Genomic DNA, 22930 nt, shown 5'->3' with positions numbered 1-22930 from the left:
GGGGGCAAAATGGCCGGGAGCGGAGCCGGACAACAAAAAAAGCAGTAAATCTTTTTCAAGACTTACTGCTTTCGCTGGCCGCGTCGGTGGCGGCTGGTATTCAGTTTTTATGACTTGTCCGGTGGTTCGTCAAGCCGGAACTTGAATTGACAGTCAATTAACCGCTGCTTTACATAGTCCTCCACCTCGGCGTTGACCTGCCCGTTCACTTTTGAGAAATAGCGGATATATCCGGCGTAGTGGAGCAGGACAGCGTTCACGGCTTCTGGGTCGCCCTCACGGGCTTTGAGGATTGTTTCATAGGGGAGAAGTCTACTCATACCGGCTCACCCCCATTTCTTCGCGTAGCCGCTGCAAGGCAAGCTGGATATGCCGCCCCGCTGTGCTGCGTGACCGGCCAATACACGCGCCGATCACGCGCTGCGGCTGGCGCAGAAAGTAATAGCGCAGGATTTCTTCCCGCGTCTGCTCCGGCAAAACAGAGATCGCGTCGGCAAGGGCGGCGTTGCAGAGCAGGACGGTAAATGGGTATTCCTCGTCCGGCTCCGACGCGGCAAACTGGACAAACTTCTCGTTCATCAGATAGTCAAGGGAAACTTGCCGTTCCCATTGCCGTTTAAGCTTCAAAATCTTGTCCAAGGCGGCACAGCGGATAACAGTCTTGCAAAAGGCGTTGTACCTGCGCTGGATATATTCTTGATAGGCTATCTGGTCGGTCATGGAAATTCCCCTTTCTGAATAATAGTGCGGGGCGGTGGCACTTCTTGCTGTCGCCCCTTGATTGCCTACCAGCAAAGGCGGGCGGGGCTGTCAACGGCTGCGCATATGCGCCGTTCATCTTGACCGTTGACTGGCTCGGCTGGGTTTGCTATTTACCCGACAAACTTGAATTTATTTTAAGCTATCACGTTTTACCTTCTTAAGCCTTACTATCATTACCATAGGAATTTCTTTGTTGGTTTTAAAACATTCTTCATAAAATCCATCAATGACAAATCCAGCTCTAAAACAAAGGTTAAAAATATCTTGTATGGAACGATGATAATAAATCTGCTCTTTCGGTTGCCCTTCAATCGCTATATCATAGTAACTGTGCGGTGTCATATATTTTTCAGTCAACGTGACAAAACAAGGGTGTTGCGTTGCAAAGACAAAAATTCCGCTTTCCTGCAACAGTTCATAAACAGCCATAAGAAGTGGTTCAATATCCGTAATATCCATAATTGCCATATTAGAAACTGCTTTCGTAAAGGCTCGATTTCTTTTTAATTCTAATATACTTTTTCTATCGGTCGCATCCGCCACACAAAATTCAATTTGTTTTGCATATTGTGATTGCCGTCTTTTAGCCAATTCTATCATTTTTTTGCTGTAATCAAAAGCGACAACCGAAGCGCCTCTTTGTGCAAGATACGAAGAATAATTTCCATTGCCACACGCAATATCCAAAATGTAATCCGCAGGATTAGGAGATAGAAGTTCCGTTACTTTGGGACGCACTACCTCTCTGTGAAATTCATTAGATTCGTCACCCATTGCATTATCCCAAAATTGTGCGTTCTCCTCCCAGATTTTTTTACTTTCCTCTGTTCCCATGTTCTCTCCCACTCCCCAAATTTGCTTTTTTGCTTCCATTAAATCTTCCTTACTATATTCCATTGTTACCCTCCATAACTTCTGATTGTTGCCGTCTTGACGATTATGTATCTTTACATTACCTTCTGAAACATATGGCGCACCTTGTCCAGGCGGCTGTTTGGACGGCGGGGCTGGATGACCGGCTGACCGACAGCGGCCTGATATCCTTTCAGCTCTGTAAGGCATACGCTCCGCCCGTTGGTGTAAAAGGCCAGATCAGTACGGTATGCCTGTATACAGCGGGCGGGAATCTCGCCAGTAAAGACAACTTCATCCTTTTTTACCTGGGCCGTTTCGATGGTGGCACAGTATTTCGGTGCATCATGATAAGCCCTGGAAAGGTATTCCTGGGGCGCATAGAGGATGAAGGAGAGATAAGGTTCCAGCAGCTGCGTCCCCGATTCCTTCAATGCCTGTTCCAATACAATCGGGGCCAATGAGCGGAAGTCCGCCGGCGTGCTGACCGGACTGTAATAAAGCCCGTATTCAAAGCAAATCTTACAGTCCGTTACGTTCCAGCCGAACAAGCCCTGCTCCAGCCCGTAACGGATACCATCCCTGACAGCGTTTTGAAAACTCTGGTTCAAGTATCCCAGCGAAACCCGGCTCTCGTATTGTACACCGGAGCCAAGCGAGAGTGGTGTAACAGACAGTCCTATGGATGCCCAAAACGGGTTGGGCGGCACCTCGATATGGATGGTGTGGCTGGCTGCTTTGAGCGGCCGCTCCATATAAATGACGGAGGGTTCCTTTACCACTGTTTCAAGCTTGTATTTTTCCGACAGCAAAGCGGAAACAACCTCCAACTGCACCCGGCCCAAAAAAGAAAGAATGATCTCATGGGTGATGGAATCCACTTCGCAACGCAAAAGCGGGTCAGTATCCGCAAGTTGCGTAAGAGCGTCCAGCAGCCGTTCTCTTTGCGCTGCCGTTTTCGGCGCAATCGTCGTCCGCAGCATGGGGAGGGGGTCCTCGCGCCACCTTTTACGAGGGAGCCGGGTTTGGTCCCCTAATACATCGTTTAACCTCACGCTGTCGCTGGGAAGGATAACAATTTCACCCTGATAAGCGGTGTCTGTCCGAACAATTTCCCCTTTGGATGGAATACGCATCTCTGTGATTTTCAGCTTTTCTCTCCCGGCCAGGGCCACCGTATCCCGCAGGCGCAGCGTTCCGCTGTATAACCGTAGATAGACACGCCGCTGGCCGCAATCGGTGTACTCAACCTTGAAAACGCTGCCGCATAGGGCGGCGCCCCCCTGTTCCCCAATCGGTTGGAACAGCCCTGTCACCGCATCCATCAACGGTTGAATGCCAAGGCCATTTTTGGCGCTGCCATGATAGACTGGGAACAGGGAGGCGTCTTGAACCCGCTGCTGTTCCTCCCGCGCAAGTTTTTCCCGGCTGATTGGTTCTCCTGCGATATACTTTTCCAATAATTCATCGTTATTTTCGATGACCGCATCCCATGCTTCTATGTCGGTATTTTCCTCCAGGACTATTTCCGGGGACAGCGACACCGTCTGCTTGATGATAATATCGGCGGAGAGCTTATCCCGAACAGACTGAACCACGCTCTGCAAATCAACGCCAGCCTGGTCGATCTTGTTGATAAAGATAACGGTGGGAATGTTCATTTTCCGCAGGGCATGGAACAGAATACGGGTCTGGGCCTGCACGCCATCTTTAGCGGAGATCACCAAGATGGCCCCATCTAAAACAGCCAAAGAGCGGTACACCTCCGCCAAAAAATCCATGTGGCCGGGCGTATCCACAATGTTAACTTTACATCTGTGCCACTGGAAGGAAGTGACTGCCGCTTGAATGGTAATCCCACGCTGCCGCTCCAAAAACATGGTGTCCGTCCTCGTTGTCCCTTTTTCGACGCTCCCCGGTTCTGAAATGGCTCCGCTGGCATATAGCAGGCTCTCCGTCAAGGTCGTCTTTCCAGCGTCTACATGGGCAAGAATTCCAATATTGATTATTTTCATGTGATTGTCCTCCCTTTACAGCCCCAAAGGGCATAAAAATCCCCAGCAGTAAAATACTTTTACCACTGGGGATTATAAGTTGCGGACATACACATATACAGCATACACCTGTTTGTGATTGCTGTTTTTGGGGATATGTCAAAATTGATAAGGCAAAAGTATTCTTAAATTGGGTACAAAAAACTAAGCCCCTACAAAAGGAGCTATCATAATCCTTTGTTCCCACTATTTGATTATAGTTTTATTTAAGAATACCTTGCCGCATATTTTTTACTCCTTTTCTGGATTAAATCATTGTATCACATCAGTTTTAGGAAAGCAAGTACCTAAAAGAAATTTTTCTTCCCCTTATATGTAACAATCATACCGGCTTCCTAGCGTTCAGAATGTTTTCTGCTGTCTGCTGTGGTGTTTGGTTGGAATTGTCCAACCAAAAGCCGATCCGTGGTGTTGTCTGCATTTTACTAAATACAAATTCAATGTATACAGAAAGATATAAGGAGTGGGAGGGATTCCGCCGTAGTTGGCATTGTAGGAAAATCCAAAAGTTTAGATTTTCCCACAATGCTTATCTTTTGGTCTTTGGTTCGGAATAGTGTAGTGCTGGCGGTCTATCTCTTGTTTTCGGTTGCTTGCTTCCTTACCGTACATGAGCATTGGCCGCAGGGTTGTCCTGGCCGTAACCTTCCAGAAGGTTGATGCCGCCCCATACGCACAGGCCGCCGCCCAGGGCAATCACGAGAGTCTGCAATACGTCAATAGCACTGTTGAAGAACTCCATAAATCATGTTTCCTTTCGTTTTGTAGAATTGTTGTTGTCGGGTTCCAGATTGGATGCGTTCAATTCGTACATATCGAAAGGCTCGTCCGGCTTCACAATGGCCGGTCTGCGTTTCATGTACCGTTCTACGTCAAAGACGTTTCTCTTGTCGGCGTCGGACAGGTATTGGTAGCGGGGGTGCTTCGTGATATCAAACTTGTCGCTGAAAAACGGGCGCACACCCCGAAGCTGCAAAATACACTTGCCGCCGTCCATGACTGCAATTTCGTCCTGGGTCATCAACTCCTTTCCTAATTTCTGATAACTGAGGCCGTGAGAAGTCTGCGCGCCGCGATTTTCGGACTGGCTCAGGCTGTCGATGGTCTCCTTGCCCAGCAGCTCCGAAATCTCTTTCAGCGTCCCTTTCTCCTTGCCTCCCAAAAACAAGGTGCTGTCACAGTTGCCGACAATGGTATCTGCCGCGTCCTTGTAGATGGTCTTTAACTGGCTTTGCGACTGCAAAATAATAGAAGCCGATATCTCACGGCTTCGGATGGTGGCGATCAACTTATCAAAGTTTGGTATCTGGCCGATGTTGGCAAATTCGTCCAAAAGGCACCGCACATGAACAGGCAGCCGCCCGTTATAGAAATCGTCTGCCTTGTCGCAGAGCAAGTTGAAAAGCTGGCTTTGCAGCATGGCTATGACGAAATTGAAGGTGGTATCCGTATCGCTCATAATGAGGAACAACGCCGTTTTCTGGTCGCCCATTGTGTCCAGCTCTAATTCGTCCTCCGTCATAATGTCCCGCAGCTCCTTGATATCGAAGGGGGCGAGGCGGGCACCGCAGCTCACCAAAATGCTCTTGAGCGTTTTGCCCGCCGCCATTTTGAATTTGACATATTGCTTGACAGCGAAGTGCTCCGGCTGCTTTTTCGCCAGATCGTCAAAGAGGATATCCACGGGGCTTTTATAGGTTTCGTCGTCCTCTCTGGCTTCGCAGGCGTTCAGCAGGTCCAGAAGCGTGATGAAGTTCCGTTCCTCCGGCTCCGCCTCGTACCAGATGTAGCCGATCAGGGCGCAGTATAAAAGCCGCTCGGCTTTGACCCAAAAATCTTCGGAGGATTTTTCGCCGTCGCCCTTCGTGTTGGCAATGATGACATTGACCAGTTTGAGGAAATCTTTCTCGGAGCGCACATAGGCCAGCGGGTTATATTTCATGCTTTTTGAAAAATTGATGGTGTTCAGGACCTTGATACGGTAGGGCTCATAGATGACCTTGCCGCGACTGTCCCGCACCGGCTTTCCGTTCTCGTCCAGCTTCGGTGCGCCGTGCAGGAGCATTTTTCCTGTTTCCGTCAAAAGCTGCCCCTTTGGATCGGTGATGACATAGGAGCTGTGCATCTGCATGATGGACGGTTTGACAAAGAACCGCGTCTTGCCGCTGCCGGAGCCGCCGATGACGAGAATATTTTTGTTTCTCGCATACTTTGGCTGCTTCGGGCGGCTGGTCATGGTGAGGCTTTCTGTCCGGGTCAGCGGGATGTTCCAATCGGAAACAGGGTCTATGTAGGGTGCGATATCCGCCGCCGTGCCCCATGAAGCGTTTTGTCAAGTGCTTTTTTGAGTTATTGACGCAAATTATCGTGAAAGTGCGAAAGTGCAAAGTGCAAAGGGTCTGCGCTTTGCACTTTCAGCTTGCGGGTTCGGGGGGCTGCTTCTTCTTGATGAAGTTGTACCATTGACCGCCGACACGCCTTGCGTCTAAAATGCCGCCCATGTTGCGCTTGGCGTTCTGTACCGTCCTTTCGGATATTCCGGCTTCGGCTGCGGCTTTTACAATGTCCTCGCTGGCAAGCTCTTTCCCGTCTGCAAGCAGGTCAAGTATCAGCCTTTCAGCCTGTTCGGTTTTGGTGGCGTTGTTGCCGCCCGCGCCGGACAGCAGCTCGTCGGCGGTGATGTCGTATTCGCCTATCCATTCAAAGCCCGCTTCCGGGTCAAGGCAAAAGGCTACGGGCTTCCCCTCCGGCGCAAGGGAAGATTTGTCGTGAATGACTACGCGCACATTCGGCTCGCGCTTCACGCGCCCAATGAGTAAGACGCTCCGCGCCGCCGCCCGGAAGTCGATAGAACCTAAACCGCGATAGGCTGATTGACCGCCCGCCGCTTTGTTCAAATGCCCGATAAGGATAACGGCGCACCCGGTACGCTCGGCAACTTCGACAAGGCGGCGAAAGATAGGGCGCACTTCATTGGCGCGGTTCATATCCGCTTTTTCTCCCATGTACGCCTGTATGGGGTCAAGGATAATCAGCCGCGCCCCGGTCTGCCGGATAGCTCGCTCTATGCGCTCGTCGGATAGGGATAGTTCCTGCTTCGCTTCGTCAATCACAAGTACCCGGTCAAGGTCTGCGGCGGCTTCCATTAGCCGGGGCTTGACCGTATCGCCCAAACCGTCCTCCGCTGTCTGATAAATCACATTGAAAGGCGGTAGGGGCTTCATGTTCGGCAGCGTCCTCCCGGTGGTGCAGGCGGCGGCAAGGCGCAAGGCAAAGGTGGTCTTGCCCTCGCCGGGGTTGCCCTGTACGATTGTAACCTTGCCGAATGGAATATACGGCTCCCATAGCCATTCAACGGCTTGCGTGTCAACCTCGCTCATGCGGATAATCTCGACGGTTTCCACCTGTGGCGGCTCTTTCAGTCCATAGACCGCTTCGCGGAGATATTTCCCGTCTGTGATTTCTCCCCGGCGCGTCTGTACCTCGTTCCAGTCCTTGTAAAGCGGCACAAGGCGGTGGACGGTCAAGCCCTCCGGCACAAGCTCCGCAAGGCGGCTGCAAGCATCGTTTCCGGCGTTGTCGTTGTCAAGGCAGAGAAAAACGGTCTTGATGTTCGGACGGTCAGAGAGAAAGCGGAGCAGGGCTTTTTCTCCCACGCCGCCCAATGACAGGTAGCTTTGCTTCTGCCAATCCTTTTTGAACAGGCAGAGGAAAGAAAGTAAATCTATCGGGGCTTCAAAGGCAAAAAGCCTTTCGCCCTCGCCCCGGTAGCAGAAGTTAAAGGCTTTGTCGCTGCCTTTCACATCAAGCCGGAAGTTCCCGGCTGTGCCGCGCTGGTGGGCGTAGCGTGGTACTCCGTCCTCGTCCCGCCCTACGAATACGGCGTTATGGCGGGCGGCTTCCTCGTAAATATCCCCGGCAGAAAAGAAAAAGCCCGTCACATCTTCATCAATGCGGCGAGCGGCTGTGAGGTAGTTCCTCGCTGTTCGGTTGTCGGGGCTACGGGGCGGCAGTCGGAAGTCAGAAAAGGACGCGGGGCTTGGTCTGTCCGGCGGCGGGGCGGCTCCTTTTTCGCCTGTGAGAAGTTCCACGGATTCGGTAAAGCTCTTGCCGAAAAACTCCATGACAAAATCAACGGGGCCGCCGCCTTTGCTCTGGCTGTGCCTGTACCATTTGTTTCCCCGGACGGTCAAGCTGTCGTGCCGTTTCCAGCGGTATTCCTGTCCGGCGCGGGTAAGCTGCTCGCCCTGTGATTGCAGGAAAGAAACAAGGTCGGCTTGGTTGGCGCGGTCTATTTGTTCTTGAGTGTAATACATGGTTAATACCTCTCTTTCTGTGGTTGAATTGTTCACAGATTTCAAATATAATGGGGTTAGCAAGTTGGATTTAAGAGGTGATCTTATGATTGATTTAATAGTTGATTTCCTTGCAACCATAGGTGATATAATTGCAGATATATGGGTAAATAAGATTGTAACAAAATTCAAAAAGAAATGAGTTACCTTTTATCCATCCAATAGTACAGAGGACGGACAAGTAAAACAGCTTGCCCGTCCTTTTCTTTATCGCTCCTGTTCGTGCAGCTTGGTGCGGTTCTGTGTCTGTTCCGGTTGGTCGGCGCGGAGTGCAATATCCACGCATTTGCGTATCTTCTGAAGCTCGGCAACCTCGGCGCGGGTCTCTTTCAGTTTGGTATAATCGCTGTCCCTCTGTGTTTTGAGGTCAGCATATTCCTGTTCCCATTCCGCAATAGGCAAGGTCTTTGTTCCTTTCGGCAGATTTGCATGGAGATAGCGGCTTGCTGCGTTCCATAGGGTCAGCTCGGCGCGGTGGGCTTCCTCGTACTTGTCGCGCTTGTTTGTCCAGCCGTTTTGCAGCTTTTTCAGCTGTTCTGTTTTACTGTGTGGACTGTGCGGCGGCAGCCTGCGCCTTTCTCCTTGCCCGGTATTCCCGCGCCTTGATACGGTCATACTCCCGCTGCTTTTCAAGGTTTCGCGCCCGGTACTCCCTTGAATACTGCCGATGATAGGCGCGGCTCTTTTCCTTTTTGGCTTCTTCGATTTCCTCCCGCATTTGTCGGATTTCCTGCTCCGTCGGCTCTGCAAGCTGCGTCACCTCGTTCTCAAACTTGCCGATATAGTTGAAATATATGCTGATGTGCTGAATTGCGTATCTCGCCCTTTTCTGGTCGCGCTCATGCACTTCAATCCGGCTGATAAACTCGTTGAGAATGGCGGGGGTAAGGTCGGTAAAGGCGGCATGGCGTTCCGTCAGCTTCAAAAACTTCTGCGCCCGTCCTCCCGCGTTCTCATAAGCGGATAGCTGCTCCCTAAGCTGTTCAAGCTCGGCTTTCAGTGAGTAGTATTCTTCCGAATACTTCTGCGACATCTGCTCATAGCGGTCTTGCGGGATCGTGCCGAGGGCGTTGTCCTCATAGAGCTTGTTCAGCACCTTGTCAATCTGTTCAAGGCGCGTCGTGATTTGCGGAATACGCTTCTGCTGCTTCTTGGTCTGGTCGGTCTGCTGCATGGCAAGGTTCTTTTTCACTAAGGCTTCAAACTCCGCCCGGTTGCTGATAGAATAGTCCTCGATTTTCTTCAGCACTTCCGCGACGGTCTGCATGAGCAAGTCCGCGTCCATGATGTGCGGGGAATGGCATTTGGGGTTCTTGGCTTTTCCCTTGTGGTACTCGCTGCAATAGGCAACATGACGCTTGCCGCCATTCCGATAATCTATACGAATGTGCATTTTTGCGCCGCAGTCTTTACAGAAAATCAAGCCGGACAGAGGGTGGATTTCCCCGTCCCCGTTGGGGCGTTTGACGGGTGCGTTTTCCAAAATCCGCTGTACGGTTTCAAAATCACTGCGGCTGATAATCGGCTCATGCACATTTTCTGTGATGTGCCATTGGCTCCGGTCTACATAGTGGTTATGTTTATCCCGGAAATGCTTTGTAGTCTTGAAGTTGACCACATCGCCGCAATACTCCTGCCGTGTGAGGATATTGGTCAAGGTGGCTTTGTTCCACTTGCAGCGGTTATCCTCGTTGAGCGTCTTATTTTTACAGGTTCCCCGCCCGCGGTCTTTCATGTAGAAAGTGGGGGTTGGGATTTGCTCCTGTGTCAGATGTACGGCGATTTGGTTGCGGTTTTTCCCGCCGATAAACAGACGGAAAATCAAACGGACAACCTCGGCGGCTTCCTCGTCGATTATCCAGAAATCCTTGTTGTCCGGGTCTTTGACATAGCCGTAAGGGGCTTCGGTGACAATCGGCTTTCCACTCATGCCTTTGGTCTTAATGCCTGTTTTCACTTTCTTGCTGATGTCCTTTGCGTACCACTCCGACATGATATTGATAAAGGGCGCAAACTCCAATGTGTCGGGCTTCTCGCTGTCAATGCCGTTGTTGACCGCGATAAAGCGCACATTGTTCCGTCTGAATATCTCCATCGCGTTGCCGACTTGGAGATAGTCACGCCCCCAGCGGGTAAGGTCTTTCATAATGCAGACACCGATTTTCCCGTTTTCCACATCGTCCATCATGCGGGAGTAGGCGGAACGGTCAAAAAACCTGCCGCTTTCGTCATCGTCAATGTAGTGCCGGATATTGGTTAGGTGCTGCCCTTTGGCATAGTTCTCCAAAAATATTTTTTGGTTCTGTATGCTGTTGCTCTCGCCGCCGTCCCTGTCCTCGTCGCCCACAGAAAGGCGGGAGTAAAGGGCTGTAATTTTACTATAATCAGTCATGTGCATAACCTCCTGTGCGTCCATGTATGTGTCATTTACACTTAAAATTATGCACTCCAGCGGGCAGAGCCGTATTCGATACCCTTGCGGTACTTCTTCGCGTTCTTGCCCTTGACATACACCGCCAGCCGGACGAGGACTGCGCCGAGGATGCCGACGCAGATATCCAGCACATGAAAGCTGGGCGCGGAGCTGGCAAAGGCGGTCTGAAAGCCCTGCCCGATATGCAGCAGCTTTTCCGAGACGTCAAGCCCCGGCGTCAGCCGCACCGCCTGGCAGAGCTTATCAAAGAGATACACAAAGAACAGATACGGCAGGTTTGGCAGAAGATATTTTTTGAGTTTGTCCTTCATCGCTCCACGCTCCGTTCTCTGGTCTTGACCTTTTCGCCGCGCTCCTGCTCCTTGTGCTGTGTTTTGGACTGATCCTGCGCCTTTTCCAGCTTGCGCCGGATGGAAGTTGCTTTCTCGCGGCTCAGGTTTTTAGCGGAAAACTCCCGGAAGGCCGCCGTAATGACATCGGCATCCCGGCCCTTGAAGAACACCAGGTAACGGGTATGCTCCCCGGAGGTGTCTTTCTTCAAAGCAAAATCCAGGCCGTACTTCTTCGCCGTGGAAGAAAAGGCCCGGATGTTCTGATTCGTGATCTCGATGTTGGAAACGCCGGTGTTGTGTTTCATAAGCTGCCGGAGCGTCTGCTTGCCGTGCCGGAGCTGGGGATTTTTCTTGTGCTTCTCCATGTCTGCCAGCACCTTCTTCATGGCCTGCTGCAAGAGCTGTGCGGTCATTTTGCTGGCCTCCACACATAGCGCAAGGGTTTTCTGCGTGATTTCTTCCTGCAAGGCGTTCACCTCCGATCTCCGCTGCCGTACAGGTCGTGGCTGACAAGGGATGTGTAATAGCTATCCATCGTGACCGGGGCGTTATACAGCGCCGCCAGCAGATATTTCTTGATGTTGCGGACATAGGTGGTGTTCTCCCGCATCCGGTCAAGGACATACTCGATGTGCGAGGCGTTCAGCTTCAGGAACCGCGATCGGACGACCTCTGCCGGGTAGTCGTCCCCGGCCACGCGGATCATCTCCCGGTTGGAACAGACGGTATCCACCATAAGCTCCACCAGCTCGTCCAGTCGGTCCTTGTCAAGCTGCACGTTCTGCGAGAGAACGTCATATTCGATGTTCTCTAAGATCAATGCCCGATAGCTCTCTCGCTCCCGCATCAAATCCCGTCCGGCCCTATCCGAGCCCCTGGGGGTTTGGGGGCTTGATAGGATAGGATTTGATCCTTCCGTACTTGATAAATCTTTTTTTGATTTATCTTTACTTGATTCTTTAGTATTTAATTGTGCGGGGTTTTCCTGTTCAGGGTCTCCCAAGACAGGGTAAGCCTGTTCTGGATTATCCAAGACTGGATTTTCCCGTTCAGGTTTTCCCGGTTTAGGTTCCGGCGGTCTGGGCTGCTCCAGGATCGTGTACTCGATGGCGCCGAGCTGACCGTTTGTGTTGCGGACCCGCTGGCGGATCACATAGCCGTGTTCCTCCAGCTCCCGCACCCCGGCGCAGATGCTGTCAACGCCATCTTTGCAGATCCGAGCCAGCCCCTTGGTGGTATAGTCCCATTCCTCCGGCAAGGAGAGCATGAGGGAGAGAAGGCCCTTCGCTTTCAGCGAGAGCGACCTGTCCCGCAGGTGGTGGTTGGACATCACCGTGTAATCCCTGGTCTTTTCGATACGGAATACAGCCATCTTCGCACCTCCTTCCTCTGAAAATGAAAAGTGTTGATTTCGATGAAAAAAGCCTCCGGTTTGCCTCTCGGATGTGATCCATAGGAAAACATCCATGCCCGCCTGCTTGCGGCGGTCAGAGAGGAAAAAACAGAGGCTTTCACACCCTAATCACAACACTTGAATTTAGGTATAGAAAAAGGGCGACTGTCTTAAAAACAGTCGCCCGAAAAGGGGATATATACAAGTTATTTGCTACTCGTCCGCCTTGAAAATCGTTGATATTACTGGCTTTTTCAAAAAGTTCTGTATCACCACTCGCACCAAAGCAAAAGGACATCCGAACGGATGTCCTTTTGCTTTGGTTTTATTTTCGTTAACCGCCCCACCTGAGCGTGATGGAACTATTCCGGCAAAGTGAATCTGCCCGGCGCAGCTCTCCCTTTATCAACTCTGCGGCAAAAAGACGCCGCGTCACCGCGTCGGGATCTCGCGCCGCTAAAAAGCAAGGAAATATCCCAGCGGCCTATTGGGAGCGTAGAACCCGGCGCCTCTTGATGCGGAGCTGGCTCACAAGCCCTGCCGCCGGCTTCTTTTTGTGCAAGAAGACGTCTTTCTTCCATCGTATAAAACTTTTCGACAGGCGGAGGGCCGTGGGGCAACATTATCCCACGGCCCTGTCGTTATTCAAAAAACTGCTTCAAGTCGTCTTCCACCGTGCCGATGCCGGCGATACCGAAGCGCTCCACCAGCACCTGGGTCACATTCGGACTGAGAAATGCAGGCAGCGTGGGGCCAAGATGGATCTTCTTTACGCCAAGATACAGCAGGGCCAGCAGTACGATGACCGCCTTTTGCTCATACCAGGCGATATTATAGACGATCGGCAGGTCATTGATATCCTCCAGGCCGAATACTTCCTTGAGCTTCAGCGCGATGACCGCCAGCGAGTAGGAATCGTTGCACTGCCCCGCGTCCAGCACCCGGGGGATCCCCCCGATGTCGCCCAGATTCAGTTTGTTGTATTTGTACTTGGCGCAGCCCGCGGTGAGGATGACGGCATCTCCGGGCAGCGCCTTGGCAAAATCGGTGTAGTAACTGCGGCTCTTGGCGCGGCCGTCGCAGCCGGCCATGATTACGAATTTCCGGATGGCGCCGGACTTCACGGCATCTACGATCTGATCCGCCAGGGCCAGGACCTGATTGTGGGCAAAGCCGCCGACGATCTCGCCGGTTTCAAGCCCGATGGGCGGCGCACAGCGTTTGGCATGTTCGATCAGCTCGGAAAAATCCTTCTCCTCCCCGATTCCGCCCGAGATATGCTTACAGCCTGGATAGCCCGCCGCCCCGGTGGTGTACAGGCGTTCCCGGTAGCTCTCCTTCGGGGGAACGATACAGTTGGTGGTCATCAGGATGGGGCCGTTGAAGGACTCGAATTCTTCCTTCTGCTTCCACCAGGCATTGCCATAGTTGCCCACGAAGTGGGCATACTTCTTGAAGGCCGGATAGTAGTGGGCCGGCAGCATTTCAGAATGGGTATACACATCCACGCCGGTCCCCTGCGTCTGCTCCAAGAGCATCTCCAAGTCCCGCAGGTCGTGCCCGGAGACCAGAATGCCGGGGTTTTTGCCCACACCGATCGAAACCCGCGTAATCTCAGGGGCGCCATAACGCCCGGTGTTGGCCCGGTCCAGCAGCGCCATGCCGGCCACGCCGTATCGCCCCGTCTCCAGGGCCAGTTCCACCAGCTCGCCCACCGTAAGGCTGTCGTCCAGCGTGGCGGCCAGCGCGCGCTGCAGGAAGGCGTCCACCTCGCCGTCCTCCTGAAGCAGGGCATTGGCGTGCTTGGAATAGGCGGACAGGCCCTTCAGGCCGTACGTAATGAGCTCCCGCAGGGAACGGATGTCCTCATGTTCCGTGGCCAGCACGCCCACTTCGGCGGCCCTGGCCATAAAATCAGCTTCCACTCCGTCCCAGACAGCCGCCTCCGGAAGCGTGCCGGTGCCGTCGAGTTGGGAAAGAAGGTCCCGCTTGGCGTCCAGCGTCATATGGATGCGGGCCACGATCGCTTCCTTGTCAAAATTTGCATTGGTAATGGTCGTAAACAGATTCAACGTGACAAGATGATTGATCTCCGGGGCAACCGGCTTTCCCGCGGCGCGCAGCGCGGTGGTAACGGCCGAGAGGCCGCGGGTCACGTAGACCAGCAGATCCTGCGCAGCCGCTACATCAGGCTTCTTGCCGCACACGCCGGACTGCGTGCATCCGGAACAGCCCGCAGTCTCCTGACACTGATAGCAGAACATTTTGTTTTCCATCTAATTTCCTCCTTGCATCTGAACCAGAAAACAGATCGTTCGAACCGTTTTTTTCTGCCGCGCTTGCGACCTGTTGCTCGGGCCTTGACTTTCTGGGCTTACTATAATATAGTCTCAGCGACAAGTATGTTGTTTTAACAACAGGAGTGAAAAAAGATGGACGTTTTGTTCTTATCAAAGACCCTTTTGTTCCGGGGGACCACGCCGCAGGAGGTGCAGTCCATACTGGAATGCCTCCAGGCAGAGAAAAAACACTATCAAAAGAGCGATGTGATCTATCACGCCGGTGATAGCGTCACATCGCTCGGAATGGTGCTTTCGGGCAGCGTATCGATCGAAAACGACGACCTCTGGGGCAACAAAAGCATTCTCGACCGCATCGGCCCGGGCCAAGTCTTTGCGGAGACCTACGCCTGTGTTTCCGGAGAGGCGCTGATGGTCAGCGTTGTGGCAGCAGAAGCCTCCGATATCCTCTTTATGAACGTCAGCCGCCTGCTCCGCATCTGCCCGCATGCCTGCGAGCATCACGGCAAGCTCATCCGCAATCTGCTGACCATCTCGGCCCAAAAGAATCTCAATTTATCCCGCCGCATTTTTCATACATCTTCCAAATCCATCCGCGGACGGCTGCTGTCTTATCTGTCGTTTCAGGCCGTCCGCCAGGGCCGCCGCGACTTTACGATTCCGTTTAACCGCCAGCAGCTTGCCGACTACCTCAGCGTGGACCGGAGCGCGCTCTCCAACGAACTGGGAAAGATGCAGCGGGAGGGGCTGCTCGAAGTCGAGAAGAATCGCTTTCGGCTCTCAGGGGACAAGCGCGCGTTTTACGGCTGAACCCGCCGGGCCTGCAAAAATGCCCAACGGGACCGCCGCTTTTTACGCCTCCGCCTTCCAAAGGCCGTGCAGATTGCAGTATTCATAGGCGGCGACCACTTCGTCGTCCTCGCAGATCCTGAACTCCGCAACCGGTCTGGCGCCCGGACGCAGCTCTTTGCGCTGATTGCCCTGCTTGGTCTCCAGCGCGATCCACATGATGTAGTGCTCGTCCAGCATGGGGTGCTCCACGGAACCCACCGTAACGGTGACCTTCGTCCCCTCCACCTTCACCACCGGGACGTGCTTTTCATTGGCGGCATCCGTGGTGTTGGGGACCAGCTCCTTCATGGGCTCGCCGCAGCAAATCACAGGTACCCCGGAGTTCTTGACATAGGCGATGATGTTATGGCAATGGCTGCATTCATAAAATTTCATGGAAAACCTTCCTTTCAAGCGCAGGCGGCCGCGCCGTATTCCCTTTTGACTACAGGACGAGCGAAGGCGCCGCGTAGACCCGCGTTGCCAATTCCTGATCGAGCAGATAGAGCCCCTTCGCATCGCTTCCAAACAGCGTCATTTTTTTGATCAGATCGGCAGCGTTGGTCTCTTCCTCGCCCTGCTCTTTGACGAACCAGTCCAGAAACTGGATCGTGCGGTAGTCCTTCTCTTCCGCAGCGGCGTGATAGATCTCGTGGATGGAACCTGTCACATACTTTTCATGGGCCAGACCCGCTTCGAGCACCTCTAGGCTCTGCGTCCATGTGCCGTCGGGCTTGGAAATGGCCTCGTACACGACCGGCTCATCATTGTTCTGCAGGTACTTGACAAACAGCATGGCATGATCCCGCTCCTCCTGCGCCTGCACCTGATACCAGTTTGCAAAGCCGTTGAGCCCCTGTTCAACAAAATAGTTTGCAAAGCTCAGATACAGATAGGCGGAGTAAAATTCCTTGTTGACTTGTTCGTTGAGCATGCTTGCGACATTTTTTTGCATATCGTATCCCCCTTTTCGCACGATCGGATCGCTGCGGAACACTGTCTGCCTGCCGCATGCGCCTCCCCTCAATACGGGTTTCTGCTGCTTTCCTGATCGGCCTGGGCCTCCGCATCCTCTGCCGCGGCCCACTTAAACATACCACTATTGGAACATTTTGTCAACTTCCTGCGGCAAATTTCTCCAACATTTTCATATGTCCCGCTCCGCCGGCGTTTGGGGCATCTCTTCGGTACTTGAAAAAAGCCGTGCCGGACGCCAGCGCCGGTGCGGCTCAGCTTGTCGAAAAAGGCCTTTGGCCTTTTCCGACAGCGGAATGCATGACGGACAGGGCTCGATTCTTGCAGAAAAGTCGCCCTGTCCGTCATGCGAGGTGTCATTTCCGACGCACCTGTCGCCGAAAATGACGGAGCTTCCTTTCCTTCCGTCGTCTGCGGACGACTCAACTCTGCGAGGCCCTTCTCCAGGAGGGTTTTTCGACAGTCTGAGCCATACCGGACGCCAGCGCCGGTGCGGCTTTCCGATGGACTTAAAAACAAGAATCCGTCGGACGGGATCTTACGCCTGTCCGGCTGTCTGAGCGGGACCGCGGATGGATTTCACGAAAAATCCGCCTCGATTTGCGCACAAAGGGCATAAAACTGTTCCTGGAGACGAAGCAGGTCTTCCCCCCCGGCCCCTTCCACATGGACGCCGGCGGCGACACTGACGGGCTCCCCCGTCCCCACGCAAAGACGGCGGGCCAACTCCTGAGCAAACTGATCGTCCTTATGCCCCAGCCGGTTGAGCATACTCAGCGTACAGGACCGCCCCGCCCCGGTCAGGCTGGCCCGCGGTTCGGCCAGGACGCTACAGCCCACATGGGGCGTTTCGCCTCCGCCCAGGTACACGGCGATCCCTCCGCCGGTATGCACGGCCCAAGCCTCCAGCGCCCAGCGGCCCTCGCCGCTGCGCCAATGCTTCGTCTCCATTTATCCGTACAGCGCGGTCAGGCGGCTGATGATCAGCCCCAGGCCCGCGATCAAAAGAGCGGCGCCGCCCAACTTGGTGGTATAGCTGGACCGCATCCGGGGGAACGCCTTTTTCAGGTGCTCCAGCGGGATCAGCACGAACACCAGCCCCATTACCACAAACAGGACCCCGATGGAAATCTCTGCCGACATACGCTCACCGCCACTTTCCGAGAAATTGCGCGGCGCATACCGCGCGGACAGAACATAACAGGGCTATTGCCCGGCCTCTATTGTACCAGCTCTCCCCCTGCTTTGCAACCGGAAAAACAGCGGCGCACCGTACGGCGCGCCGCTGTTTTTTTACCTTAAGTACCCGCTCAACCCTGAGAGATCGCGCCGGTGGGGCAGGTATCGGCGCAGGTGCCGCAATCGATGCAGGTACCGGCGTCGATCTCGTAGTGCTCATCGCCCTGGGAGATAGCGGACACGGGGCAGGCGCCCTCGCAAGCGCCGCAGCTCACGCAGTCACTGCTGATAACATAGGCCATGGGGATACACCTCCTACATAAAACTAAAGCCATTTTACCACAACTTTTTGAAATTGCAATGCTAATTTGCAGTCAGGCCGGGTATATTTTCATACAGCGGGAAAAAATAGGGGACAAGGAGGCTGCGGAATGGAACGTAAGCAGGACCGCTTCCGAATGGAGGCCGCCGGGAGCCTGACCCCGGCATTGGAGGGCGCGCCGCACAGTGCCGAGCACCTCCGCAACACGAAAGAGAAGGGGCGTGGGAGCGCAGATGAAGCCCGTCAAACGAAAGCACAGGTTCCTGTTTTGGCTGAGAAAGAGGCGAGGTGATCCCTTGAACGAGACCAGATTTACCGAACGGGCCCAGACGGCGCTCCGTCTGGCCCAGGAGTGTTCGGCCGAACTGGGCCACGGCTATGTGGGCAGCGAGCATCTGCTGCTGGGCCTGTCCCGGGAGGGGCGGGGCGTGGCGGCCCGGGTGCTCCAGAGCGCAGGACTGGAGCCGGAGACGCTGCGCGCCGCCATCGCGCGCACGGTGGGCGTGGGCGCGCCTGGGGCGCTGCCCTCGCAGGGACTCACGCCCCGGTGCAAAAAAATCATTGAAATCTCTCTGGCGGAGGCAGCCCGCCTGGGCCATCACTATGTAGGCACGGAGCACCTGCTGCTTGGTATCCTCCGGGAAGGGGACGGCGTGGCGGTGCGGGTACTGAGCGGAGCCGGGCTGGAGCCCCGCCGGCTTTTGGGCGATGTGACCGCGGCCATGGGCGGCGAGGCGCCGCCCCCGTACCGCAGCGGCGGAAAGCCCCGCTCGGAACGGGATTACGCCGGGGAAAGCAAGCTGCTGGAGCAGTTCTGCCGGGACCTGACCCGCATGGCCGCCAGCGCGCTGCTGGACCCGGTGGTCGGGCGGGACAAGGAGATCGACCGGGTCATCCAGATCCTCTCCCGCCGGCAGAAGAACAACCCCGCCCTGATCGGAGAGCCCGGCGTTGGCAAGACCGCCGTGGCGGAGGGGCTGGCCCGGCGGCTGGTCGCCGGAGAGGTCCCGGACGAGCTGCGCCGGAAGCGGCTTTTGTCCCTGGACCTGTCCGCCATGGTGGCAGGCACCAAATACCGGGGCGAATTTGAGGAGCGGGTGAAGAACATTCTGACTGAGGTGCGCCGTCTGGGGGATATCATCCTGTTCATCGACGAGCTGCACACCATCGTGGGCGCGGGGTCCGCCGAGGGCGCCATTGACGCGGCCAACATCATCAAACCGGCCCTGGGCCGGGGCGAGATCCAGGTGGTGGGCGCCACCACCACCGACGAGTACCGCCGGTATATCGAAAAGGACGCCGCCCTGGAGCGGCGCTTCCAGCCCGTGACCATCCAGGAGCCCGATCCGGACACCACACGCGCCATTCTCCACGGTCTGCGGGACCGGTACGAAGCCCACCATAAGCTGACCATCACCAATGAGGCGATCGACGCGGCCATCTCCCTCTCCACCCGGTACATCTGCGACCGGCGGCTGCCCGACAAGGCCATCGACCTGATCGATGAGGCGGCCAGCCGGGTGCGGATGGAACGGCTGGGCGCGCCGCCCGACCTGCGCGCCCTGGAGGAGAAGGTGTCCGCCGCCCGCCGGGAGAAGGAGGAGGCCATCCGGAATCAGGATTTTGAGAAGGCCGCCATGCTGCGGGACGCGGAGGGCGACTTCCGCCGGGAGCTGGAGGCGCAGCAGACCGTATGGCGCTCCGGCCAGCACGCCGGGTGCGTCACCGCTGAGGATGTGGCGGCGGTGGTGTCCGGCTGGACGGGCGTGCCCGTCACCACCCTCACCGAGGCGGAGAGCCAGCGGCTGCTGCGTCTGGAGGAAGTGCTCCACCAGCGCCTGGTGGGGCAGGAGGAGGCCGTCCGGGCCGTTGCCCGGGCGGTGCGCCGGGGCCGGGTCGGCCTGAAGGAGCCGGGCCGGCCTACCGGGTGCTTCCTCTTTCTGGGCCCCACCGGCGTAGGCAAAACCGAGCTGTGCAAGGCCCTGGCCGAGGCGCTTTTCGGCAGCGAGGAAGCCCTTTTGCGTTTTGACATGTCGGAGTATATGGAAAAGCATACGGTCTCCCGGCTCATCGGCTCGCCCCCCGGCTACGTGGGACACGAGGAGGGCGGACAGCTCACCGAACGGGTCCGCAGGCGGCCCTACTCCGTGGTGCTCTTCGACGAGATCGAAAAGGCCCACCCGGACATCTGGGGGATCCTGCTCCAGATCATGGAGGACGGCGTGGCCACCGACGCCCAGGGGCGCAAGGCGGACTTTCGCAACACCGTCATCGTGCTCACCTCCAATGTGGGCGCCGGGCGCATCACCTCCAAGGGCAGCCGCCTGGGCTTTGCCCTTCAGGAGCGCCGCGGGGACGAGACCCGCCCCCAGTCCGAGCTGCGCGCGGCGGTGCTGGAGGATCTGAAAAAGGTCTTCCGTCCGGAATTTCTCAACCGTCTGGATGAGACGATCGTCTTTACCCAGCTGGGCCGGGAGGAAATCCGCGCCATCGCCCGGCGGCTGCTGGAGCAGGTGGCCCGGCGGCTGGAGGCCCTCGGGGTGGAGCTGCGCTATACCGACGAGGCGGTGGACGCCCTGGCCCGTTCCGGCTTCGACCCGGACTACGGCGCCCGGCCCCTGCGCCGGGCCATCCGGACCCAGGTGGAGGATATCTGCGCCGAGCTTTTGCTCAGCGGAGCGCTGACACGGGGCTGCGCCGCCCTGCTCCACGTGCAGGACGCCGCGCTTTCCCTTACCCCCGTGCCTGCCGCGCAGCAGGCGCTCAATACCAAGGAAATGGAGATTTAACGCCATGAGACGCATCTTTGCCCTCACGCTGTCCGCCCTGACGCTGCTCTGCGCCCTGGGCGGCTGTAAAAGTCCGGCCCAGAAAGAGCCTTTGACCGCGCAAGCGCGCACCCAGCTCTATAAGACTGCCATTGAGAACGCCCGGGATTCCGAAACCAACGACTATATGGGGATCATCACCTCCGCCGACGACGAGCAGGCATCCCTGATCTTTCTGCTGCTGGGTCTGTCCGAGGAGGATATGACCTCCTACGCCCTGTCGGTCTCTCCAGTCAATGTGCGTGCTTACGCCATTGCGGCCGTCCTGCCCGCCGCCGGAAAGGACGACGATGTGCTGGAGGCCTTGAACGATTATGTGGAAAACCAGAAGGAGAGCTTCCGGCAGTATCTGGAGGTGGAGTACGAAAACGCCGTCAACACCCGGCTGGAGACGCTGGACGACGGTACCGTCCTCATGGTCATGTGCGAGGGGCAGGATGCCGTTTTCGACTCCATCCGCGACACCATCGAACAGGGACAGTAACGCTCCACAGGCAGGGGGCGCATGGCAAAGCGCCATGCGCCCCCTGCACATATTCCGCGCAGGCCGGGACGCCGGCGCCCACCCGGGCCATTTTTCCGCATATCCGCTCAGGTATGGCTTGCGGCTTGGTTTGGTAGGCATTATAATGTGGGAGATGTTATTTACCGAATGGAGGTCTTCCCATGCAACGGCGTTCCAGCGGCATCCTGCTTCCGGTCTCGGCCCTGCCGGGCCCTTACGGCATCGGCACTCTGGGCGAGTCCGCACGGCGCCTGATCGATTTTCTTGCCCAGGCCGGCCAGCGCTACTGGCAGATCCTTCCCCTGGTGCCCCCCGGGGGAGGGGATTCCCCCTATATGTCTCCCTCTTCCTTCGCGGGCAATCCCCTGTTTCTGGACCTGGAGGCGTTGGCGCAGGAGGGCCTGCTCACCCGCGCGGAATTGGCGTGCGCCCGCTACCCCGGCAGTCCCGACCGGGCGGACTACGCCTGGCTCCACGACAGCCGCCCGCCCCTGCTGCGGAAGGCGTGGGACCGGGCCCGAACGCGGTATGCCGCCCCTCTTCAGGATTTTCTGACGCAGGAGTGCGGCTGGCTGCCTGATTTTGCCCTGTTTATGGCTCTGCGGGACCACTTCGGCGGCGCGGAACTGAAAGACTGGCCCCGGGATGTCCGCCGCCGGGAACCGGAGGCCATGGAGCGCTGCCGCGCTCTGCTGGCGGACGACGCCGCGTTCCACGCCTTTTTGCAGCTGCTTTTCTTCCGGCAATGGGAGGCCCTGCGGAGCTATGCCCATCAAAAAAGCGTATCCATCATCGGAGATCTGCCCATCTACGTCTCTCCGGACAGCGCCGAGGTGTGGGGCGAGCCGCGCCTGTTCCAGCTGGATGAGGATCTGACGCTCTCCGCGGAAGCCGGGGTGCCCCCCGACGCGTTCTCCGAACTGGGCCAGCACTGGGGCAATCCGCTGTATGACTGGGACTACCACAGGCGCACCGGATTTGCCTGGTGGAAACGCCGCTGCGCCCATATGGCCCGTCTGTACGACGTGGTGCGGATCGACCACTTCCGCGCCTTTCACACCTACTGGTCCATTCCCTCCGGTTCGCAGGACGCCCGTACCGGCCACTGGGAGCCCGGCCCCGGCGCGGCTCTGCTGGAGGCGCTCCGGCCGATCGAAGGCCTGTCGCTCATCGCGGAAGATCTGGGCGACCTGGACGATGCCGCCCGGGATTTCATCGCTGAAAGCGGCCTGCCCGGCATGAAGATCCTGCTCTATGCGTTCGACCCCGAAGGCGAGAGCGCTTACCTGCCCCATAACTGTCCGGTCAATGCCGTGGCCTACACCGGCACCCACGATACCCCTACCTTCGTGCAGTGGCTTTTCGACGAAGCCAGTCCGGCGCAGCGGGCCTTTGCCTCCGACTACCTGCGCCTGCGCTCCGACGAGGGCTTCGGCTGGGGCGCGGTGTGCGGGGCCTGGATGACCCCCTGCCGCCTGGCCATCGCCCCCATGCAGGACCTGCTGGGACTGGGCGGGGACGCGCGTATGAACGCGCCCGGCACCTCCGGGCCCCAGAACTGGAGTTGGCGGGTACGTCAGGCCGCGCTCAATGACGACGTGGCCCAACGGCTCCGGCACATCACCCGGACCTACCGGCGCGCTTAAGCGCCGTGCGGCCCTTCCGCCTTTCGGAAACGGGAGAGTCAAAACCTCCGGCAAAGCCGGAGGCTTGAGTAAGCCCTAGAAGGGCATGATACGGACGAAGCCCCTTAAGGGGCCCCGAAAGGTTTGCCGACCGCATTTCTTTCACGGGCTGCCCCTTAAGGG

20 protein-coding genes and 3 pseudogenes are annotated in these 22930 nt (G+C 56.3%); 5 read left to right on the top strand and 18 right to left on the bottom strand.

The genetic code is table 11. The annotated features are described in order from the left end of the window. Positions 1 to 107: 107 nt before the first annotated feature. The 13 genes and pseudogenes from NE547_RS06090 to hcp form a co-directional block, all read right to left on the bottom strand. Positions 108 to 320, bottom strand: coding sequence for a helix-turn-helix domain-containing protein (locus tag NE547_RS06090; protein WP_002586615.1), 213 nt, complete (start codon positions 318 to 320; stop codon positions 108 to 110). Continuing rightward, positions 313 to 720: a sigma-70 family RNA polymerase sigma factor gene (locus tag NE547_RS06085; RefSeq protein ID WP_256175008.1), complete on the bottom strand. Its 408-nt coding sequence runs from the start codon at positions 718 to 720 to the stop codon at positions 313 to 315. The genes NE547_RS06090 and NE547_RS06085 overlap by 8 nt, the downstream gene beginning before the upstream one ends. 171 nt (positions 721 to 891) lie before the next feature. Next, positions 892 to 1659, bottom strand: coding sequence for a class I SAM-dependent methyltransferase (locus NE547_RS06080; protein WP_002586626.1), 768 nt, complete (start codon positions 1657 to 1659; stop codon positions 892 to 894). A gap of 50 nt (positions 1660 to 1709) precedes the next feature. Further along, positions 1710 to 3629 (bottom strand): tetracycline resistance ribosomal protection protein Tet(W), encoded by a 1920-nt coding sequence (tet(W), locus tag NE547_RS06075; RefSeq protein WP_002586627.1) that lies wholly within the window; start codon positions 3627 to 3629, stop codon positions 1710 to 1712. A 652-nt stretch (positions 3630 to 4281) separates the two neighbouring features. Continuing rightward, positions 4282 to 4410 (bottom strand): annotated as a pseudogene (locus NE547_RS06070) (Maff2 family mobile element protein); the annotation flags it as partial. A 3-nt stretch (positions 4411 to 4413) separates the two neighbouring features. Next, a pseudogene (locus NE547_RS06065) lies at positions 4414 to 5997 on the bottom strand (VirD4-like conjugal transfer protein, CD1115 family); the annotation flags it as partial. An 85-nt stretch (positions 5998 to 6082) separates the two neighbouring features. After that, entirely contained in the window at positions 6083 to 7984 is a 1902-nt protein-coding gene (locus tag NE547_RS06060; protein WP_256175060.1) for an AAA family ATPase, read from the bottom strand. Positions 7985 to 8230: 246 nt separating this feature from the next. After that, on the bottom strand, positions 8231 to 8638 hold the full coding sequence (locus NE547_RS06055; RefSeq protein ID WP_370866822.1) for a hypothetical protein: 408 nt from the start codon (positions 8636 to 8638) through the stop codon (positions 8231 to 8233). Next, positions 8565 to 10439, bottom strand: a complete 1875-nt coding sequence (locus NE547_RS06050; protein ID WP_256175007.1) for a recombinase family protein — start codon at positions 10437 to 10439, stop codon at positions 8565 to 8567. Before NE547_RS06050 ends, NE547_RS06055 begins: the two co-directional genes overlap by 74 nt. A gap of 32 nt (positions 10440 to 10471) precedes the next feature. After that, positions 10472 to 10768: pseudogene (locus NE547_RS06045) on the bottom strand (recombinase); the annotation flags it as partial. Next, positions 10765 to 11256, bottom strand: coding sequence for a PcfB family protein (locus NE547_RS06040; protein ID WP_256175005.1), 492 nt, complete (start codon positions 11254 to 11256; stop codon positions 10765 to 10767). The pseudogene NE547_RS06045 and the gene NE547_RS06040, both read right to left, overlap by 4 nt. A gap of 5 nt (positions 11257 to 11261) precedes the next feature. Next, a complete protein-coding gene (locus NE547_RS06035) occupies positions 11262 to 12161 on the bottom strand; it encodes a DUF6017 domain-containing protein (protein WP_256175004.1) in 900 nt (299 codons plus the stop codon). Between the two features lie 662 nt (positions 12162 to 12823). Beyond that, positions 12824 to 14458 (bottom strand): hydroxylamine reductase, encoded by a 1635-nt coding sequence (hcp, locus tag NE547_RS06030; RefSeq protein WP_256175003.1) that lies wholly within the window; start codon positions 14456 to 14458, stop codon positions 12824 to 12826. Between the two features lie 156 nt (positions 14459 to 14614). Here hcp and NE547_RS06025 point away from each other — a divergent pair, with 156 nt between their 5' ends. Further along, the gene (locus NE547_RS06025; protein ID WP_186907086.1) at positions 14615 to 15292 is read left to right on the top strand and encodes a Crp/Fnr family transcriptional regulator; all 678 of its coding nucleotides are present in this window, start codon (positions 14615 to 14617) and stop codon (positions 15290 to 15292) included. Between the two features lie 42 nt (positions 15293 to 15334). Here the strand turns inward: NE547_RS06025 and NE547_RS06020 are convergent, their stop codons facing one another. From NE547_RS06020 to NE547_RS06000, 5 genes are all read right to left on the bottom strand, one after another. Beyond that, positions 15335 to 15709 (bottom strand): desulfoferrodoxin family protein, encoded by a 375-nt coding sequence (locus tag NE547_RS06020; protein WP_186907085.1) that lies wholly within the window; start codon positions 15707 to 15709, stop codon positions 15335 to 15337. A gap of 49 nt (positions 15710 to 15758) precedes the next feature. After that, the gene (locus tag NE547_RS06015; RefSeq protein ID WP_186907084.1) at positions 15759 to 16268 is read right to left on the bottom strand and encodes a ferritin; all 510 of its coding nucleotides are present in this window, start codon (positions 16266 to 16268) and stop codon (positions 15759 to 15761) included. A 599-nt stretch (positions 16269 to 16867) separates the two neighbouring features. Further along, positions 16868 to 17239 (bottom strand): hypothetical protein, encoded by a 372-nt coding sequence (locus NE547_RS06010; RefSeq protein ID WP_256175002.1) that lies wholly within the window; start codon positions 17237 to 17239, stop codon positions 16868 to 16870. Further along, on the bottom strand, positions 17240 to 17431 hold the full coding sequence (locus NE547_RS06005; protein ID WP_186907082.1) for a hypothetical protein: 192 nt from the start codon (positions 17429 to 17431) through the stop codon (positions 17240 to 17242). Between the two features lie 167 nt (positions 17432 to 17598). Continuing rightward, a complete protein-coding gene (locus NE547_RS06000) occupies positions 17599 to 17769 on the bottom strand; it encodes a DUF362 domain-containing protein (protein ID WP_186907081.1) in 171 nt (56 codons plus the stop codon). 129 nt (positions 17770 to 17898) lie between these two features. Here NE547_RS06000 and NE547_RS05995 point away from each other — a divergent pair, with 129 nt between their 5' ends. From NE547_RS05995 to malQ, 4 genes are all read left to right on the top strand, one after another. Continuing rightward, positions 17899 to 18081, top strand: coding sequence for a hypothetical protein (locus NE547_RS05995; protein ID WP_186907080.1), 183 nt, complete (start codon positions 17899 to 17901; stop codon positions 18079 to 18081). Between the two features lie 4 nt (positions 18082 to 18085). Beyond that, complete coding sequence (locus NE547_RS05990) at positions 18086 to 20578, top strand: ATP-dependent Clp protease ATP-binding subunit (protein WP_186907079.1); 2493 nt, start codon at positions 18086 to 18088, stop codon at positions 20576 to 20578. A gap of 4 nt (positions 20579 to 20582) precedes the next feature. Beyond that, on the top strand, positions 20583 to 21101 hold the full coding sequence (locus NE547_RS05985; protein ID WP_186907078.1) for a DUF4358 domain-containing protein: 519 nt from the start codon (positions 20583 to 20585) through the stop codon (positions 21099 to 21101). A 182-nt stretch (positions 21102 to 21283) separates the two neighbouring features. Further along, the gene (gene malQ / locus NE547_RS05980; protein ID WP_186907077.1) at positions 21284 to 22768 is read left to right on the top strand and encodes a 4-alpha-glucanotransferase; all 1485 of its coding nucleotides are present in this window, start codon (positions 21284 to 21286) and stop codon (positions 22766 to 22768) included. Positions 22769 to 22930 lie beyond the last annotated feature (162 nt).

The organism is Flavonifractor sp. DFI.6.63 (genome assembly GCF_024462255.1).
In the GTDB taxonomy this organism is placed as follows: Bacteria; Bacillota; Clostridia; order Oscillospirales; family Oscillospiraceae; genus Lawsonibacter_A; species Lawsonibacter_A hominis.
This window is presented reverse-complemented; position numbering and strand designations above follow the sequence as displayed.

Bases quoted from the DNA above. Each gene is read 5' to 3' on its own strand.
- NE547_RS06090 (WP_002586615.1), bottom strand. From the start codon at position 320: ATGAGTAGACTTCTCCCCTATGAAACAATCCTCAAAGCCCGTGAGGGC.
- NE547_RS06085 (WP_256175008.1), bottom strand. From the start codon at position 720: ATGACCGACCAGATAGCCTATCAAGAATATATCCAGCGCAGGTACAAC.
- NE547_RS06080 (WP_002586626.1), bottom strand. From the start codon at position 1,659: ATGGAATATAGTAAGGAAGATTTAATGGAAGCAAAAAAGCAAATTTGG.
- NE547_RS06060 (WP_256175060.1), bottom strand. From the start codon at position 7,984: ATGTATTACACTCAAGAACAAATAGACCGCGCCAACCAAGCCGACCTT.
- NE547_RS06055 (WP_370866822.1), bottom strand. From the start codon at position 8,638: ATGACCGTATCAAGGCGCGGGAATACCGGGCAAGGAGAAAGGCGCAGG.
- NE547_RS06050 (WP_256175007.1), bottom strand. From the start codon at position 10,439: ATGGACGCACAGGAGGTTATGCACATGACTGATTATAGTAAAATTACA.
- NE547_RS06035 (WP_256175004.1), bottom strand. From the start codon at position 12,161: ATGGCTGTATTCCGTATCGAAAAGACCAGGGATTACACGGTGATGTCC.
- hcp (WP_256175003.1), bottom strand. From the start codon at position 14,458: ATGGAAAACAAAATGTTCTGCTATCAGTGTCAGGAGACTGCGGGCTGT.
- NE547_RS06025 (WP_186907086.1), top strand. From the start codon at position 14,615: ATGGACGTTTTGTTCTTATCAAAGACCCTTTTGTTCCGGGGGACCACG.
- NE547_RS06020 (WP_186907085.1), bottom strand. From the start codon at position 15,709: ATGAAATTTTATGAATGCAGCCATTGCCATAACATCATCGCCTATGTC.
- NE547_RS06015 (WP_186907084.1), bottom strand. From the start codon at position 16,268: ATGCAAAAAAATGTCGCAAGCATGCTCAACGAACAAGTCAACAAGGAA.
- NE547_RS06010 (WP_256175002.1), bottom strand. From the start codon at position 17,239: ATGGAGACGAAGCATTGGCGCAGCGGCGAGGGCCGCTGGGCGCTGGAG.
- NE547_RS06005 (WP_186907082.1), bottom strand. From the start codon at position 17,431: ATGTCGGCAGAGATTTCCATCGGGGTCCTGTTTGTGGTAATGGGGCTG.
- NE547_RS06000 (WP_186907081.1), bottom strand. From the start codon at position 17,769: ATGGCCTATGTTATCAGCAGTGACTGCGTGAGCTGCGGCGCTTGCGAG.
- NE547_RS05995 (WP_186907080.1), top strand. From the start codon at position 17,899: ATGGAACGTAAGCAGGACCGCTTCCGAATGGAGGCCGCCGGGAGCCTG.
- NE547_RS05985 (WP_186907078.1), top strand. From the start codon at position 20,583: ATGAGACGCATCTTTGCCCTCACGCTGTCCGCCCTGACGCTGCTCTGC.
- malQ (WP_186907077.1), top strand. From the start codon at position 21,284: ATGCAACGGCGTTCCAGCGGCATCCTGCTTCCGGTCTCGGCCCTGCCG.